Source organism: Pseudomonas sp. 2725, from assembly GCF_050434585.1.
Taxonomy (GTDB): Bacteria; Pseudomonadota; Gammaproteobacteria; order Pseudomonadales; family Pseudomonadaceae; genus Aquipseudomonas; species Aquipseudomonas jessenii.
This window is the reverse complement of the sequence record NZ_JBNDIV010000002.1, coordinates 661,373-676,764: the sequence shown is the minus strand read 5'-3', so window position 1 is coordinate 676,764 and position 15,392 is coordinate 661,373. Positions and strand designations below refer to the sequence as shown.

Below are 15,392 nucleotides of genomic sequence, written 5' to 3'. Positions count from 1 at the left end.
CAATGTTGATTGAGCTATCGCCATCGCGAGCAAGCTCGCTCCCACAGAGGGTGGCGTAAATGAAAAAGCCCATGACAGGTCATGGGCTTTTTGTTTTCTACGCAGTATTTACACGTAGAACGACTTCAGCGGCGGGAAGCCATTGAACTCGACGGCGCTGTAACTGGTGGTGTACGCACCGGTCGACAGCCAGTACAGGCGATCACCGATGGCCAGGTTCAGCGGCAGGCCGTACTTGTAGTTTTCGTACATGATGTCGGCGCTGTCGCAGGTTGGACCGGCGATGACCACTTCTTCCATTTCGCCTTTTTTCTCGGTCCAGATCGGGAACTTGATGGCTTCGTCCATGGTTTCGATCAGGCCGGAGAACTTGCCCACATCCGTGTACACCCAACGCTCTACTGCGGTACGGGATTTACGTGCAACCAGTACCACTTCGCTAACCAGGATGCCGGCGTTGGCGATCAGCGAGCGGCCTGGCTCCAGGATGATTTCCGGCAAGTCATCACCGAAGTCTTCCTTCAGGAAGCGGATGATTTCCTCGGCGTAGGTTTCCAGGCTGTTGGTGCGGGTGATGTAGTTGGCCGGGAAGCCACCACCCATGTTGATCAGCTTCAGGTGGATGCCGTCTTCTTCCTTCAGGCGTTCGAAGATCACTTTGACCTTGGCGATCGCCGCGTCCCAGACGCTGATGTCGCGCTGCTGCGAGCCGACGTGGAAGGAGATGCCGTAAGGCACCAGGCCCAGGTCGCGGGCGAGGATCAGCAGGTCCATGGCCATGTCGGTCTGGCAGCCGAATTTGCGCGACAACGGCCAGTCGGCGGTGGTCGAGCCTTCGGTCAGGATACGCACGTAGACTTTCGAGCCCGGTGCGGCCTTGGCGATGTTGCGCAGGTCGGCTTCGGAGTCGGTGGCGAACAGGCGCACGCCCTTCTCGTAGAAGTAGCGGATGTCCTTGGATTTCTTGATGGTGTTGCCGTAGCTGATCTGGTCGGCGCTGACGCCGCGACCAAGCACTTTGTCCAGCTCGTAGATCGAGGCGATGTCGAAGCTCGAACCTTTCTCTTTGAGCAGGTCGATGATCTCGACGGCCGGGTTGGCCTTGACCGCGTAGTAGACCTTGGCGAATTCGAAACCGGCGCGCAGGTCGTCATAGGCCTGGCTGATCATCGCGGTGTCGATCACCACGAACGGGGTTTCCTGTTTGTCGGCGAACGCCTTCATTTTCTGAAAGGTTTCACGCGCGAAATAGTCTTCGACCTGGATCGACATACCTGGGAGCTCCTAAAGGCAAACGTTGTTAATCAATGGGTGCAAATGAACGTCCTCCGTATCCCCACTTTGGTTCGCCTACTTCCCAAGGCATGTCGCCGAAAGCAAAAAGGCCATGGGAAGTGCAGCTTTCCCTTGGCCTTGCTGTCTCGTCGTCAGTACTTGAGCCGGATGGATCGTTTCCAGCATGGACGTTCGGCGCGAACTTTAGGGCGTGAGGGGCTTGAGATCAACAAAAAATGTCGCGTTTTTGCACTCTTCTGACGCGCGTTGCAGGCATCACTCTTTGTAACCGACACAGATGACAGTCGGATGTTCCCGAGGATTTATGGAGTGTTAAAAATACCTGCACGTTCGACGCTTTTGTGTGCAAAGTCGCTAGTAACTACGATAGCGTCAACATCGGCGACGTTGGCCGCGAAAAGGTGGTCTGAGAGGGGATTTGACTATTCAGGAGCGTGTTTCCGAATAGCCTTTACAGACGCTACTGTTGATATTTTTTTCCGGCCTGCGAATCACTGGAAAATCGCATAGAACCTGTGGGAGCGAGCTTGCTCGCGATGACATTTTCACAGCCAGCATCGTAGTTGCCTGAAATGACGCCATCGCGAGCAAGCTCGCTCCCACAGGTTTTGTGTTTTTACCTGGTTATGTGAGCTGTCAGGCGACCACCGCCTCGGCTGGCGAGACGATATTGGTCTTCATTCCACGGGAGCGACCGGAGCTCAAATAAGCCGCTATCGACTCCTGCGTCACCTCGCCCAAAAACACCCGCTCGGCATCCATCACCGGCAACCACGCCCGATTGAACTCGTACATGCGCGACAGCAGGATGCGCAAATGTTCGTCGTACGCCGCCGTGGCGTTGAACTCGCGTTGGTACTGCGCGCAGGTGCCGGCCTGACGGTGCAAGTCGCGACGTCGTACATAACCCAGGGCTTTATTCTCGGCACAAGTGACCACCACATAGCGTCGGTCATGCTCGTCCATCAACTCCAGCGCTTCGGCCACCGGGGTATGCGGGCTGACGGAAGGCGCGTTGTCCGCCGCATCTTCGGCTTTCACCAGCAGCAGGCGTTTCAGTGTGCTGTCCTGGCCGACGAAGTTGCTGACAAACTCATCCGCCGGATGCGCGAGCAAAGTGTCCGGGTGATCGATCTGCAGCAGCTTGCCGGCGCGGAAAATCGCGATCTTGTCGCCGAGCTTGATCGCCTCGTCGATGTCGTGGCTGACCATGATCACGGTCTTGTTCAGCGCCCGCTGCATTTCGAAGAACTCGTTCTGGATCATCTCGCGGTTGATCGGGTCGACTGCCCCGAACGGCTCGTCCATTAATAGCAGTGGTGCATCGGCGGCCAGTGCGCGAATCACGCCGATCCGCTGTTGCTGGCCACCGGACAGTTCTCGTGGATAGCGATGCAGATATTGCTTGGGTTCGAGCTTGATCATGCTCATCAACTCGCGGGCGCGGTCGTGGCATTTCTGCTTGTCCCAGCCGAGCAGTTTCGGCACCACGACGATGTTCTCCTCGATGGTCATGTTCGGGAACAAACCGATTTGCTGGATGACGTAGCCGATGTTGCGGCGCAGCGTCACTTCGTCGAGGCCCGTGGTGTCTTCACCGTTGATCAGGATCTTGCCCGAGGTCGGTTTGATCAGGCGGTTGATCATTTTCAGCGTGGTGCTTTTGCCGCAACCCGATGGCCCGAGGAACACGCAGATTTCGCCTTCATTGACGGTCAGGCTCACCGAGTCCACGGCTTTCACATCTTTGCCGTTGCTTTGGAAGGTCTTGCTGAGGTTTTGAAGTTCGATCATTTGAGCAGTCCTTTTGGAGTCAGCGAACGTTGCAGCACTTGCAGGATCAGGTCGGCGATGATCGCCAGCACACTGACCAGTACAGCGCCGACAATCAGCATCGACATGTCGCTGCGGCTGATGGCAGCGAGGATGAGTACGCCCAGGCCACCGGCGCCGATGGTCGCGGCGATGGTCATGACGCCGATGTTCATGACCACGGCAGTGCGCACACCAGCGAGGATCACCGGCACGGCGATGGGTAATTCGACCATGCGCAGGCGCTGACCGAAGGTCATGCCGATGCCGCGCGCGGCTTCACGGATGCCCGGTTCGACGTTGGTCAGGGCCAAGTAGGTGTTACGCATGATCGGCAGCAGCGAATACAGAAACACCGCGGTGATTGCCGGCATCGGGCCCAGGCCCTGGCCGAACTTGGAGTAGAACGGCAGCAGCAGGCCAAACAGGGCAATCGACGGCACGGTCAGGAGCACCGTGGCGCTGGCTTGCAACGGCCCGGCGAGGCTCGGGAAACGTGTCATCAGGATGCCCAGCGGCACGCCGACCACAATCGCCAGGGTTACGGCGATGCCGACCAGGGTGATGTGTTGGCCGGTCAGCTGTATCACCTGCTGCCAGTCGAGGTGGGAAAAGGCGTTGAGAAATTCCATGGCTTTTCCTCCTTATTTGATTGGATGCTGGCGCAGGAAATCTGCGGCAACGGACGAAGGGCTTTGGTGATCGACATCGACCCGCGCATTGAGCTCGCGCATGGTGTTGTCGTCGAACAGCTCAGCCAGAGGCTTGAGTTGTTCGGCCAGTTGCGGATGCGCATCGAGGTAGGCCTGACGCACCACCGGTGCGGCGGTGTAGTCGGGGAAGTAATGCTTGTCGTCTTCCAGCAGTTTCAGCTTGAAGGCGTTGAGGCGACCGTCGGTGGTGTAGACCAGACCGGCAAACACCTGACCGTTACGCAGCGCGGTGTACACCAGGCCGGCGTCCATCTGGCGGATGTTCTTGCGGGTCAGGTTCATGTCGTAGAGCTTGACCATGCCATCAAGACCGTCCGAGCGGTTGGCGAACTCGGTATCCAGCGCCACCAGATTGTTGGTCTCGGCCTCCTTGCGCAGCACCGAGTTCAGCTCGCTGATGGTGTTGATCTGCGGGTATTGGTCAGCAACGTTTTTCGGCAGTGCCAGGGCATAGGTGTTGCTGAATTTCGACGGTGTCAGCCAGACCAGGCCTTTTTTCGCGTCGAGTTCTTTTACTCGTGCGTAGGACTGTTCGCTGTCGAGTTTTTCAGTGACATGGTTGTAGGCCACCAGCGAAACGCCGGTGTATTCCCAGAGCATGTCCAGTTGGCCACTTTCATGGGCGCTGCGGGCCAGATTGCTGCCCAGGCCGCCGGTCACCTGCACCTCGTAACCTTTGGTGCGCAGGTACTGCGAGGTGATTTCCGCCAGCAGGGTCTGTTCGGTGAACACCCGGGCGCCGATGCGGATCAACGGTTTTTCCGTGGCTTGGGCAAATCCTGCGAACAGCAGGACGCAGCCTAGTAAAAAGCTTGAAGTTTTCATGACGATTCCTTTGCCGAGGCTTAAGACGGGCGCAAGCCGCGTTCGAGCCAGAGGCGGCTGGCGAGTGTCACCAGGCCGTCGAGCAACAAGGCCAGCAGGGCGGTGCAGGCCGCGCCGAGCAGCAATTGCGGCTGATTGTTCAGGGCTATGCCGGGGAAGATCAGGCTGCCGAGACTGTTGGCGCCGATCAGGAACGCCAGCGGCGCCGTCCCGACATTGATCGCCAATGCCACACGCACACCACCGATGATGATCGGCACCGCGTTGGGCAATTCGACTTTCCACAGTACCTGGCGCGGGGTCATGCCGATGCCGACGGCGGCTTCCTTGAGCGAACCCTGAACGTTTTTCAGGCCTTCGTAGGTGTTGCGCACGATGGGCAGCAAAGAGGCGAGGAACAGGGCGAAGATCGCAGGACCGCTGCCGATGCCGAGGATGCCTAAGGCGATGGCCAGGACGGCCAGGGGCGGAACGGTGTTGCCAATGTTGAAGAACTGCATGAAGCGTTCGGCACGGCCGACCATGGACGGGCGGCTGAGGAGGATGCCGGCAGGAATGCCCACGACAAGGGCGGCCAGCATGGAAGCGAGGACGAGAACCAGATGAGCTTGCAGGTAAAACAACAAATCGTCGCGGTAGTGTTCGATCGTGTTGATGCCGATCCATTGGATCAGCAGGGCCAGAAGGGCGAATACCAGCGCGCCTCCTATCAGCCCTTTGCCATAGTGGATAGCCACAGGCGGACTCCTTTTTTCAGTCGGCGAACACTTTCTCGTGTGGCAACGCCATTCCTGGCTGCCGAAAAAATGATCGCGATAAGCAGCTCCTGCCGAGCGCGTTTCACTGTAGGAGCGAGCTTGCTCGCGAAAAACTTCAAGACAATGCGTACCTTCAGGTACCCAGCATTATCGTTGACGTCCATCGCGAGCAGGCTCGCTCCTACAGGGGGAAACGCACGACAATCGAGCCATGAGCACAGCCTCGTCAGGCCGAATTGCAGGTGTTTCAAGCCCCCGACGAGTGGTCGTTACGGGGGAGTGGACGTCTCCGTGCCTTAAAAGGTTCCCATCTGAAGCAGCATTTGGCCACCCCTAATGTGCTCAACGGTTCGGTTCTTGGATCAACTTGGGCTATAATCTGCGCCCTTTTTTGAATCACCTGCCAGGCGATTTCCCATGACCAAACAGGCCGCCGAAGTCGCGAAACGCCGCACTTTCGCCATTATTTCCCACCCCGATGCCGGTAAGACCACCATCACCGAGAAGCTCCTGCTGATGGGCAAGGCGATTGCGGTAGCCGGTACGGTGAAATCTCGTAAATCCGATCGCCATGCCACCTCCGACTGGATGGAAATGGAAAAGCAGCGGGGTATCTCCATTACCACGTCGGTCATGCAGTTCCCGTATCGCGAACACATGATCAACCTGCTCGACACCCCGGGCCACGAAGACTTCTCCGAAGATACCTATCGCACCCTGACGGCGGTGGACTCGGCGTTGATGGTTCTCGACGGCGGTAAAGGTGTAGAGCCTCGGACCATCGCCCTGATGGACGTCTGCCGTCTGCGTGACACGCCGATCGTCAGCTTCATCAACAAACTCGACCGTGACATCCGCGACCCGATCGAACTGCTCGACGAAATCGAAGCCGTCCTCAAGATCAAGGCTGCGCCGATCACCTGGCCGATTGGTTGCTACCGTGATTTCAAAGGCGTGTATCACCTCGCCGATGACTACATCATCGTGTACACCGCCGGTCACGGCCACGAACGCACCGAAACCAGGATCATCGAGAAGCTCGACTCCGATGAAGCCCGCGCCCACCTGGGTGACGAGTACGAGCGTTTCATCGAGCAGCTGGAACTGGTGCAGGGCGCCTGCCACGAGTTCAACCAGCAGGAGTTCCTCGATGGTCAACTGACTCCGGTGTTCTTCGGTACGGCACTGGGCAACTTCGGTGTCGACCACGTCCTCGACGCCGTCGTTGATTGGGCGCCGCGCCCACTGGCACGCGTGGCCAACGAGCGCACCGTGGAGCCGGTGGAAGAGAAGTTCTCGGGTTTCATCTTCAAGATCCAGGCGAACATGGACCCGAAACACCGCGACCGCATCGCCTTCATGCGTATCTGCTCGGGCAAGTACGAAAAAGGCATGAAGATGCGCCACGTGCGCACCGGCAAGGACGTGCGGATCGGCGACGCGCTGACCTTCTTCTCCTCCGAGCGTGAGCAACTGGAAGAAGCGTTTGCCGGCGACATCATCGGCCTGCACAACCACGGCACCATCCAGATCGGCGACACCTTCAGCGAAGGCGAAGTCCTGGGTTTCACCGGCATTCCACACTTCGCCCCGGAACTGTTCCGTCGCGTACGCCTGAAAGATCCGCTGAAATCCAAGCAACTGCGCCAGGGCCTGCAACAACTGGCCGAAGAAGGCGCGACCCAGGTGTTCTTCCCGGAGCGCAGCAACGACATCATCCTCGGCGCCGTCGGTGTGCTGCAGTTCGATGTGGTCGCGAGCCGTTTGAAAGAGGAATACAAGGTCGAGTGCTCCTACGAGCCGATCACTGTTTACTCTGCGCGCTGGATCGAATGCAGCGACAAGAAGAAGCTTGAGGAATTCTCCAACAAGGCTGTGGAAAACCTGGCGCTGGACGGCGGTGGTCACCTGACCTACCTCGCACCGACGCGGGTCAACCTGGCCCTGATGGAAGAACGCTGGCCGGACGTGAAATTCCGTGCGACCCGTGAGCATCATTAAGCGCTGAGCTGCAAAATCCCAAAACCCCGTTGCGAAAGCTGCGGGGTTTTTTATTGCCTGGCGCAATTCCCTGTAGGAGCGAGCCTGCTCGCGATGATTCCAGCCGCGCTGCATTTATCCAGACAGAGCGCGTCATCGTTAGCCTCCATCGCGAGCAGGCTCGCTCCTACAGGGGGCTTCGGTGTTAGTTGAGTTGTGAATAACCCCTATTCCAAACCAGTCTCCAAACCCGCTGCATTTTCCCCCGCCAGATAGCGTCCAATCTGGAGAACCCGGCTGATCGGAACTAGATTTGACTCAGCACCAGACAGGCACTCAACGAAAGGAAGGAATCGGCTATGAACAGGTTGTTTCGCGTTTTACTGCTGTTGAAGGTGATGGTGATGCTCTCGCTCGGAGCTTCGACGGCGTGGGCCGAGTGTATCGATCACGGGGAGCAGGCTTCGAGCGGGCAGGCGGGTTATGCGGGGTTGATGATCGCCAAGTCTGAATCGGAACCGGGAGATCAGGGGCAGGGCGGTGCGGACAACGACGATGACTCGACCACCGACGAACCGGACTCCGATGAGGAAGAGGGCGACAGCCAGACGTAGTCGCTCTATTGCAGGCAAAAGAAAACCCCTTCTACCTGAGTGATGCGCATTCGAGGCAGAAGGGGTTTGGTTAACGCGTAATTACTTGAGCTACTCAATCCCTGTGGGAGCGGGCTTGCTCGCGAAAGCGATCTGTCAGTCGACATTGAGGTTGACTGGAATGACGCCTTCGCGAGCAAGCCCGCTCCCACATTTTTATGCCGCGCCGTCGAGGAATTGCTCGGCGTAGTGGCAAGCCACCTGGCGGCCGGCGATCAGGCGCAGGGCCGGCTCTTCAGTGCTGCAACGCTCGGTGGCGTACGGGCAGCGCTTGTGGAAGGCGCAGCCGGACGGCGGGTTCAGCGGGTTGGGCAATTCGCCGACGATCTTGATTTTCGGCTTGTCCGGATCCGGGTGGATGGCCGGCGTCGCCGACAACAGCGCCTGGGTGTAAGGGTGCAGAGGTCGGGAGTAAATGTCCTCTTTCGTGCCCATTTCCACCGGACGACCGAGGTACATCACCATCACATGGTCGGCAACGTGGCGTACCACTGCCAGGTTGTGGGAGATGAACACATAGGCGGTGTTGAACTCTTGCTGCAAATCCATGAACAGGTTGAGCACCTGTGCCTGAATCGACACGTCCAGTGCCGAGGTCGGTTCGTCCGCCACCAACACTTTCGGTTGCAGCATCATCGCGCGGGCCAGGGCGATCCGCTGGCGCTGACCACCGGAGAACATGTGCGGATAACGCTGATAGTGCTCGGGACGCAAGCCCACCTGCTTCATCATCGCCTGGACTTTCTCGCGACGTTCCGCGGCGCTCAGGTTGGTGTTGATCAATAATGGCTCTGCAAGCTGATCACCGACTTTCTGCCGAGGGTTCAACGAGGCGTACGGGCTCTGGAACACCATCTGTACGTCTTTGCGCAGTTGCTTGCGCTGGGCCTTGTCGGCACCGGCGACTTCCTGCCCGGCAATTTTCAAGGAGCCGGAGGACGGCTCTTCGATCAGGGTCAGGGCACGGGCCAGGGTGGATTTACCGCAACCCGACTCGCCTACGACAGCGAGGGTCTTGCCGGCTTCCAGTTCGAACGACACGCCGTTGAGGGCGCGCACGGTGGCGTGACCCTTGAACAGGCCTCGGGACACCTCGTAGTGACGGGTCAGGTTGCGGGCGGTAAGAACGACGGCCATTACGCCACCTCCTGGTTCAGCGGGTAGAAGCAGCGAGCGAGGCTGTTGCTTTTCTGGTCAAGGGCCGGACGTTGTTGACGGCAGTTGTCTTTCACGTAGGGGCAGCGTGGCGACAGCAGGCAACCTTGCGGGCGGTCGTAGCGACCGGGAACGATGCCCGGCAGGGTCGACAGGCGCGAGGCACCCAGGCTGTGTTCCGGAATTGCCTTGAGCAACGCTTCGCTGTACGGGTGTGCCGGAATGTCGAACAGTTGCGGCACCTGGCCGACTTCGACCGCCTGGCCGGCGTACATCACGCACACGCGCTGGGCGGTTTCGGCCACGACGGCGAGGTCGTGGGTGATCAGCACCAGGCCCATGTTCTGCTCTTTCTGCAACGCCAGCAGCAGGTCCATGATTTGCGCCTGGATGGTTACGTCCAGCGCCGTGGTCGGTTCGTCGGCGATCAGCAGTTTCGGTTCGCCGGCAATCGCCATGGCAATCGCGACACGTTGGCTCATGCCACCGGACAGTTGATGCGGGTAGGCGTCCATACGGCTGGCGGCACCCGGGATTTCAACTTTTTCCAGCAGTTCGATGGCGCGCTTGCGCGCAGCCTTGCCGGACATTTTCAGGTGCAGGCGCAGCACTTCTTCAATCTGGAAACCGACGGTGTAGCTCGGGTTCAGGGCAGTCATCGGATCCTGGAAGACCATGGACAGGTCTTTACCCACGATCTGGCGACGCTGGCGATTGTTGAGCTTGAGCATGTTCTTGCCGTCGAAATTCAGGGCGTCAGCGGTGACGATCCCCGGATGCTCGATCAGGCCCATCAGCGCCATCATGGTCACGGACTTGCCGGAACCGGACTCGCCAACGATGGCCAGCACTTCGCCCTTGTCCACTTGCAGGTCGAGGCCATCGACGACTGGCGTGGCGTTTTTGTCGCCGAAGCGAACGTTGAGATTCTTGATTTCTAGCAGTGACATGGGAATCTCCTCAGGCGGCGTTCTTGAGTTTCGGGTCCAGCGCATCGCGCAGGCCGTCGCCCATCAGGTTGATTGCCAGCACGCTGAGCAAAATGGTCAGACCAGGCAGGCTCACTACCCACCAGGCGCGTTCGATGTAGTCGCGGGCCGAAGCCAGCATGGTGCCCCACTCAGGGGTTGGCGGTTGTACGCCAAGGCCGAGGAAGCCCAGTGCGGCGGCATCGAGGATCGCCGAGGAGAAGCTCAGGGTGGCCTGAACGATCAGCGGCGCCATGCAATTAGGCAGCACGGTGACGAACATCAGGCGCGGCAGACCGGCACCGGCCAGGCGCGCGGCGGTTACGTAGTCGCGGTTCAGTTCGCCCATCACCGCAGCGCGGGTCAGACGAACGTAGGACGGCAGGGACACCACGGCGATGGCGATCACGGTATTGATCAGGCCAGGGCCGAGGATGGCGACGATCGCCACGGCCAGCAGCAGGGACGGCAGGGCCAGCATGATGTCCATCAGACGCATGATGCTCGGGCCAAGTATGCGCGGGAAGAACCCGGCGAACAGACCCAGCAGGATCCCAGGGATCAGCGACATCACCACCGACGACAAACCGATCAGCAACGACAGGCGCGAGCCCTGGATCAGGCGCGACAGCAGGTCGCGACCCAGTTCATCGGTGCCGAGCAGGAACTGCATCTGTCCACCTTCCAGCCAGGCCGGCGGGGTCAGCAGGAAATCACGGTATTGCTCGCTCGGGTCGTGAGGGGCAACCCACGGGGCGAAGATGGCGCAGAAAATCACCAGCAGCATGAACATCAGGCCGGCGACGGCACCTTTGTTCTTGGAAAACGCTTGCCAGAATTCTTTGTACGGAGACGGGTACAGCAGGCTTTGATCGACTGCTACCGATGGAATTGGAGTGGTCATGGTCATGATCTCAGCGCTGATGACGGATGCGTGGGTTGGCAAAGCCGTAGAGGATGTCCACTACGAAGTTGACCACAATCACCAGGCAGGCGATTAACAGGATGCCGTTTTGCACAACGGGATAATCCCGGGCGCCAATGGCTTCGATCAGCCATTTGCCGATGCCGGGCCACGAGAAGATGGTTTCGGTCAGGACCGCACCGGCCAGCAGGGTGCCGACTTGCAGGCCGACCACGGTGAGTACCGGGATCAGCGCGTTGCGCAGGCCGTGTACGAACACCACGCGTGCCGGCGACAGGCCTTTGGCCTTGGCGGTGCGGATGTAGTCTTCACGCAGCACTTCGAGCATCGACGAACGGGTCATCCGCGCGATCACTGCCAGCGGAATGGTGCCGAGCACAATGGCCGGCAGGATCAGGTGGTGCAGGGCGTCGAAGAATGCGTCCGGCTCGTCGGCCAGCAGCGTATCGATCAGCATGAAGCCGGTGCGTGGCTCGATGTCATACAGCAGGTCGATCCGCCCGGATACCGGGGTCCAGCCCAGACTTACCGAGAAGAACATGATCAGGATCAGGCCCCACCAGAAGATCGGCATCGAGTATCCCGCCAGGGAGACACCCATCACTCCATGGTCGAACAAGGATCCTCGCTTGAGTGCCGCGATCACCCCGGCCAGAAGGCCCAGGATGCCGGCGAACAACAGGGCGGCCATGGACAGTTCCAGGGTCGCGGGGAACAGGGAGGTGAATTCGCTCCACACGCTTTCACGGGTACGCAGGGATTCCCCGAGATCGCCGTGGGCCAGCTTGCCGATGTAATCCAGGTACTGGGCATACAGGGGTTTGTTCAGACCTAGGCGTTCCATTGCCTGAGCGTGCATTTCGGGATCGACCCTACGTTCTCCCATCATGACTTCTACGGGGTCGCCCGGGATCATGCGAATCAACGCGAAAGTCAGCAAGGTGATGCCGAAGAACGTGGGGATCAGTAACCCCAGTCGGCGGGCAATAAAACTAAACATCGTGTGTTGTACCTCATCAGCCGGTTAGGCGTGCCCGGCATGCCTGGGTCAGGAATGCCGGGAGTTTTCTTATTACTTCACCTGGGTGGTGGCGAAGTTATTCGTGGTGAGGGGGCTAATGTGATAGCCCTCTACGTTGTTGCGCATTGCGGTAAACATTCTAGTGTGCGCCATGCTGATCCACGGCTGGTCCTGGTTGAAAATAACCTGGGCCTGTTCGTAGAGCGCTGCGCGTTCGGCCGGATCGGTTTTTTCCCGGGCCTGGTCGAGCAGCGCCTGGAACTTGTCATTGCACCAGCGTGCGTAGTTTTCTCCGTTCTTGGCCGCTTCACAACTGAGCATAGGCGTCAGGAAGTTATCCGGGTCGCCGTTATCACCCGCCCATCCGGCGGAAACCATGTCGTGCTCGCCGTTTTTGGCGCGTTTGAGCATTTCGCCCCATTCCATCACGCGGATGTCGATCTTGATCCCGACCTTGGCCAGGTCGGCTTGCATCATCTGCGCGCCGAGCATCGGGTTCGGATTGGTCGGACCGCCACCGTTGCGGGTGAAGAGGGTGAAGGTGGTGCCTTCCGGTACGCCGGCTTCCTTGAGCAGGGCGCGAGCCTTGTCCAGATCACGGGCCGGGTTTTTCAGGCTGTGGTTGTAGCCCAGCAGGGTGTCCGGGTACGGGTTGACCGCGGCGGTCGCATTGCCCTTGCCAAACAACGCATTGACGTATGCCTCTTTGTCGAAGGCGATGTCGATGGCTTTGCGCACCCGCACATCACTCATGTATTTGTGCGTGGTGTTCATGGCGATGTAGGAAACGGTCATCGCGTTCAGTTCATCGACTTTCAGCTTGTCGTCTTTCTTGATGCTCGGAATGTCATCCGGCTTCGGATAGAGCGCGACCTGGCACTCGTTGGCCTTGAGCTTCTGCAGGCGCACGTTGTTGTCGGTGGCGATGGCCAGGATCAACGCATCGGCTGGCGGTTTGCCACGGAAGTAGTCCGGGTTGGCCTTGAAGCGGACCTGGGCGTCCTTGTTATAGCGCTGGAAGACGAACGGGCCAGTGCCGATCGGCTTGTTGTTCAGGTCGCCGGTCTTGTTCGCTTTGAGCAACAGGTCGGCGTACTCGGCGGAGTAGATCGAGGAGAAAGCCATGGCGATGTCGGCCAGAAACGGTGCTTCGCGACGGGTCAGGGTGAACTTGACCGTGTTGTCGTCGACTTTCTCGACGCTCTTGAGCAGTTCCTTGAAGCCCATGCTTTCAAAGTACGGGAAGCCCACGCTCGACAGCTTGTGCCACGGATGATTCGGGTCCAGCTGACGCTGGAAGCTCCAGACCACGTCGTCGGCATTCATGTCGCGGGTCGGCTTGAAGTATTCGGTGGTGTGGAACTTTACGCCTTTACGCAGATGGAACGTGTAGGTCAGGCCGTCTTCGCTGATGTCCCAGGAGTCGGCCAGTGCCGGAATCACGTCGGTGGTGCCGGGCTTGAAGTCTGCCAGGCGATTGAAGATGGTTTCGGCCACGGCATCGGCGGTGACTGCAGTCGTGTACTGGACCATGTCGAAGCCTTCGGGGCTGGCTTCCGTGCAAACCACCAGGGGCTTGGCCGAAACACCGACAGCGACACTGAGCAACGCGGCCGCGATGGCCGCACGTAGGGGAAGCATTTTCATCAAGAACCCTCTGCAATCAGTTAAAGGACAAAAGCCGAACGGCCGATTCGTCACTGAATCAGCCGTTCGGCACGGGCATTACAGGATGTTGAACGGAACCGTGGTCACGAGGCGGAACTCGTTGATGCTGCCGTCAGCCTGGTTTTCGCTGGCACGGTGAGCGGTGTAGGTGCCGCGAATCGTGGTGGCCTTGAGCGGGCCGCTCTGCACGGCGTAGGTCGCGCCGATGCCGTATTCATAATGGTGTTCGCCATCCTGGGACTGGATGCCGTCGTAACCCTTGCCTGCCACGCCGCCGTTGCCGGTGTAGTGGGTGCCGTCGATACCCCAGCCGCGAGCCTGGTAGATGTTGAACTTCAGGCCCGGCACGCCGTATTCGGCCATGTTCAGACCGTAGGCAACCTGGAACGATTTTTCGTTCGGGCCGTTGAAGTCCGACAACAGGGAGTTGGCCAGGTAGATGCCGTTGGTTTCGTGCAGGTAGTCGAAGTACTCGTTACCGTTCACTTCCTGGTACGAGAAGGTCAGGGTGTGGGCCTGGTGGGTCAGGCCGAACGACAGCGAGTAGGTGTCGTTGTCGATGTCGCCGATCAGGGCTTTACCGGTTTCCTTGGTTTTGTAGTAGTTCAGGCCGGTGGTCAGGCTCAGTACCTGGCTGTCGCCCAGTACGTGAGAGGCGCCGAAGTAGTACTGGTTCCAGATATCTTCAGCCTGGGTCGCCCAGAGGCTGGTGGTCAGGCTGGCGAACGGGTTGTAGGTGATACCGCCGGTGTAGACGTGGTCGGTTTCGACGATGCCGTTTGCGTATTCGGTGCGGAATTTGCGCTGGCTTTCTTCGGTACGCGGTGAGTTGCGGTCGAAGGTGGCCAGGTCGAAGGCCAGGTTGTTCAGCTCTTCGCTGTGGAGGGCTACGCCCTGGAAGCTCGAAGGCAGTGCACGGTTACCGATCACGTCGACCATTGGGCTGCTGAAGTTCATGCGGCCGGCGGTCAGGGTGCTGTTGGAGACACGAGCCTTGACGTTGGCCAGGCCCAGTTTGCTCCACTGGCCTTGAGCGTCGCCGCCCTCTTTGGTCAGGGTACGGTTGTTGCCCGCGCCTGGACGAGTGCCCGGTGCGCCGCCGTTGTTGGACGCCAGGTCTTTGCGGTCCTGGTCCAGTGCGATGGCGTTGTACGCCGCCACCTCAGTGCTGAAGCCAACGGTGCCTTCGGTGAAGCCCGAGTTGTACTTGAGGATGGTGCCCTGGACCCAGTTGATCCGGCGATCGGTCGGAGTCGAAACGCCGTCTTTCTTGTAGGCGAACTTTGCGCCGCGTTGCAGTTGTTCGTTGGCGTACCAGTTGCGCGTGGTGCCGGTGATCGACTGGCCTTCGATAAAGCCGGTGGCTTCGCTTTGGGCGCTTTTCTCGTTCACGGTAACCGGGGTGAAAGCCTGGCTTTGGGTTTCTGCGTAAGCCGTGGCGGTTACGCTGCTGATGGCCATGGCCAATAACGCGGTGCTGCTCAGTTTCATGGGTAAAGCTCCTTACTTTCTTTTTTTTATGCCGGTCTTTTTTTGTGATCCGGCTATTGGTTTAGAACTCATTCACGGCATCGCAAACGTTTGCTGTCAGCCAAATTGGCAAAAGACGGCAAAGCGT

The 15,392-nt window shown here is 59.2% G+C and carries 13 protein-coding genes; 2 read left to right on the top strand and 11 right to left on the bottom strand.

The genetic code is table 11. The annotated features are described in order from the left end of the window. Window positions 1-108 precede the first annotated feature (108 nt). From ABIE16_RS07360 to ABIE16_RS07340, 5 genes are all read right to left on the bottom strand, one after another. Window positions 109-1,272 (bottom strand): type III PLP-dependent enzyme, encoded by a 1,164-nt coding sequence (locus tag ABIE16_RS07360; protein ID WP_056728269.1) that lies wholly within the window; start codon window positions 1,270-1,272, stop codon window positions 109-111. 660 nt (window positions 1,273-1,932) lie between these two features. After that, window positions 1,933-3,090 carry a betaine/proline/choline family ABC transporter ATP-binding protein gene (locus ABIE16_RS07355; RefSeq protein WP_057716457.1) on the bottom strand — a complete coding sequence of 386 codons (1,158 nt, stop codon included), beginning with the start codon at window positions 3,088-3,090 and terminating at the stop codon, window positions 1,933-1,935. Then, window positions 3,087-3,740 (bottom strand): ABC transporter permease, encoded by a 654-nt coding sequence (locus tag ABIE16_RS07350; protein ID WP_057716456.1) that lies wholly within the window; start codon window positions 3,738-3,740, stop codon window positions 3,087-3,089. The genes ABIE16_RS07355 and ABIE16_RS07350 overlap by 4 nt, the downstream gene beginning before the upstream one ends. Window positions 3,741-3,752: 12 nt before the next feature. After that, on the bottom strand, window positions 3,753-4,646 hold the full coding sequence (locus tag ABIE16_RS07345; RefSeq protein WP_057716455.1) for a glycine betaine ABC transporter substrate-binding protein: 894 nt from the start codon (window positions 4,644-4,646) through the stop codon (window positions 3,753-3,755). A 20-nt stretch (window positions 4,647-4,666) separates the two neighbouring features. Then, a complete protein-coding gene (locus tag ABIE16_RS07340; protein WP_223501413.1) occupies window positions 4,667-5,383 on the bottom strand; it encodes an ABC transporter permease in 717 nt (238 codons plus the stop codon). A gap of 438 nt (window positions 5,384-5,821) precedes the next feature. Between ABIE16_RS07340 and ABIE16_RS07335 the strand changes: the two genes are divergently transcribed. Further along, complete coding sequence (locus ABIE16_RS07335) at window positions 5,822-7,405, top strand: peptide chain release factor 3 (protein WP_057716453.1); 1,584 nt, start codon at window positions 5,822-5,824, stop codon at window positions 7,403-7,405. A 338-nt stretch (window positions 7,406-7,743) separates the two neighbouring features. After that, on the top strand, window positions 7,744-7,998 hold the full coding sequence (locus ABIE16_RS07330; protein ID WP_057716452.1) for a hypothetical protein: 255 nt from the start codon (window positions 7,744-7,746) through the stop codon (window positions 7,996-7,998). Between the two features lie 195 nt (window positions 7,999-8,193). On the opposite strand, the gene ABIE16_RS07325 is transcribed toward ABIE16_RS07330, so the two are convergent. The 6 genes from ABIE16_RS07325 to ABIE16_RS07300 all read right to left on the bottom strand — a co-directional run bounded on the left by ABIE16_RS07325 (window position 8,194) and on the right by ABIE16_RS07300 (window position 15,265). Continuing rightward, window positions 8,194-9,174, bottom strand: coding sequence for a peptide ABC transporter ATP-binding protein (locus ABIE16_RS07325; RefSeq protein ID WP_429520785.1), 981 nt, complete (start codon window positions 9,172-9,174; stop codon window positions 8,194-8,196). Then, window positions 9,174-10,142: an ABC transporter ATP-binding protein gene (locus ABIE16_RS07320; RefSeq protein WP_057716450.1), complete on the bottom strand. Its 969-nt coding sequence runs from the start codon at window positions 10,140-10,142 to the stop codon at window positions 9,174-9,176. Before ABIE16_RS07320 ends, ABIE16_RS07325 begins: the two co-directional genes overlap by 1 nt. Window positions 10,143-10,152: 10 nt before the next feature. After that, window positions 10,153-11,064, bottom strand: coding sequence for an ABC transporter permease subunit (locus ABIE16_RS07315; RefSeq protein ID WP_057716449.1), 912 nt, complete (start codon window positions 11,062-11,064; stop codon window positions 10,153-10,155). Between the two features lie 10 nt (window positions 11,065-11,074). After that, entirely contained in the window at window positions 11,075-12,085 is a 1,011-nt protein-coding gene (locus tag ABIE16_RS07310; RefSeq protein ID WP_008051717.1) for an ABC transporter permease subunit, read from the bottom strand. 72 nt (window positions 12,086-12,157) lie between these two features. Further along, entirely contained in the window at window positions 12,158-13,753 is a 1,596-nt protein-coding gene (locus ABIE16_RS07305; RefSeq protein WP_057716448.1) for an ABC transporter substrate-binding protein, read from the bottom strand. Between the two features lie 78 nt (window positions 13,754-13,831). Further along, window positions 13,832-15,265, bottom strand: coding sequence for an OprD family porin (locus ABIE16_RS07300; protein ID WP_057716447.1), 1,434 nt, complete (start codon window positions 15,263-15,265; stop codon window positions 13,832-13,834). Window positions 15,266-15,392: the final 127 nt, after the last annotated feature.

What these genes read in the sequence shown, in the direction of transcription:
- ABIE16_RS07360 (WP_056728269.1), bottom strand. Translation starts at nt 1,272, where the DNA reads ATGTCGATCCAGGTCGAAGACTATTTCGCGCGTGAAACCTTTCAGAAA.
- ABIE16_RS07355 (WP_057716457.1), bottom strand. Translation starts at nt 3,090, where the DNA reads ATGATCGAACTTCAAAACCTCAGCAAGACCTTCCAAAGCAACGGCAAA.
- ABIE16_RS07350 (WP_057716456.1), bottom strand. Translation starts at nt 3,740, where the DNA reads ATGGAATTTCTCAACGCCTTTTCCCACCTCGACTGGCAGCAGGTGATA.
- ABIE16_RS07345 (WP_057716455.1), bottom strand. Translation starts at nt 4,646, where the DNA reads ATGAAAACTTCAAGCTTTTTACTAGGCTGCGTCCTGCTGTTCGCAGGA.
- ABIE16_RS07335 (WP_057716453.1), top strand. Translation starts at nt 5,822, where the DNA reads ATGACCAAACAGGCCGCCGAAGTCGCGAAACGCCGCACTTTCGCCATT.
- ABIE16_RS07330 (WP_057716452.1), top strand. Translation starts at nt 7,744, where the DNA reads ATGAACAGGTTGTTTCGCGTTTTACTGCTGTTGAAGGTGATGGTGATG.
- ABIE16_RS07325 (WP_429520785.1), bottom strand. Translation starts at nt 9,174, where the DNA reads ATGGCCGTCGTTCTTACCGCCCGCAACCTGACCCGTCACTACGAGGTG.
- ABIE16_RS07320 (WP_057716450.1), bottom strand. Translation starts at nt 10,142, where the DNA reads ATGTCACTGCTAGAAATCAAGAATCTCAACGTTCGCTTCGGCGACAAA.
- ABIE16_RS07315 (WP_057716449.1), bottom strand. Translation starts at nt 11,064, where the DNA reads ATGACCACTCCAATTCCATCGGTAGCAGTCGATCAAAGCCTGCTGTAC.
- ABIE16_RS07310 (WP_008051717.1), bottom strand. Translation starts at nt 12,085, where the DNA reads ATGTTTAGTTTTATTGCCCGCCGACTGGGGTTACTGATCCCCACGTTC.
- ABIE16_RS07305 (WP_057716448.1), bottom strand. Translation starts at nt 13,753, where the DNA reads ATGAAAATGCTTCCCCTACGTGCGGCCATCGCGGCCGCGTTGCTCAGT.
- ABIE16_RS07300 (WP_057716447.1), bottom strand. Translation starts at nt 15,265, where the DNA reads ATGAAACTGAGCAGCACCGCGTTATTGGCCATGGCCATCAGCAGCGTA.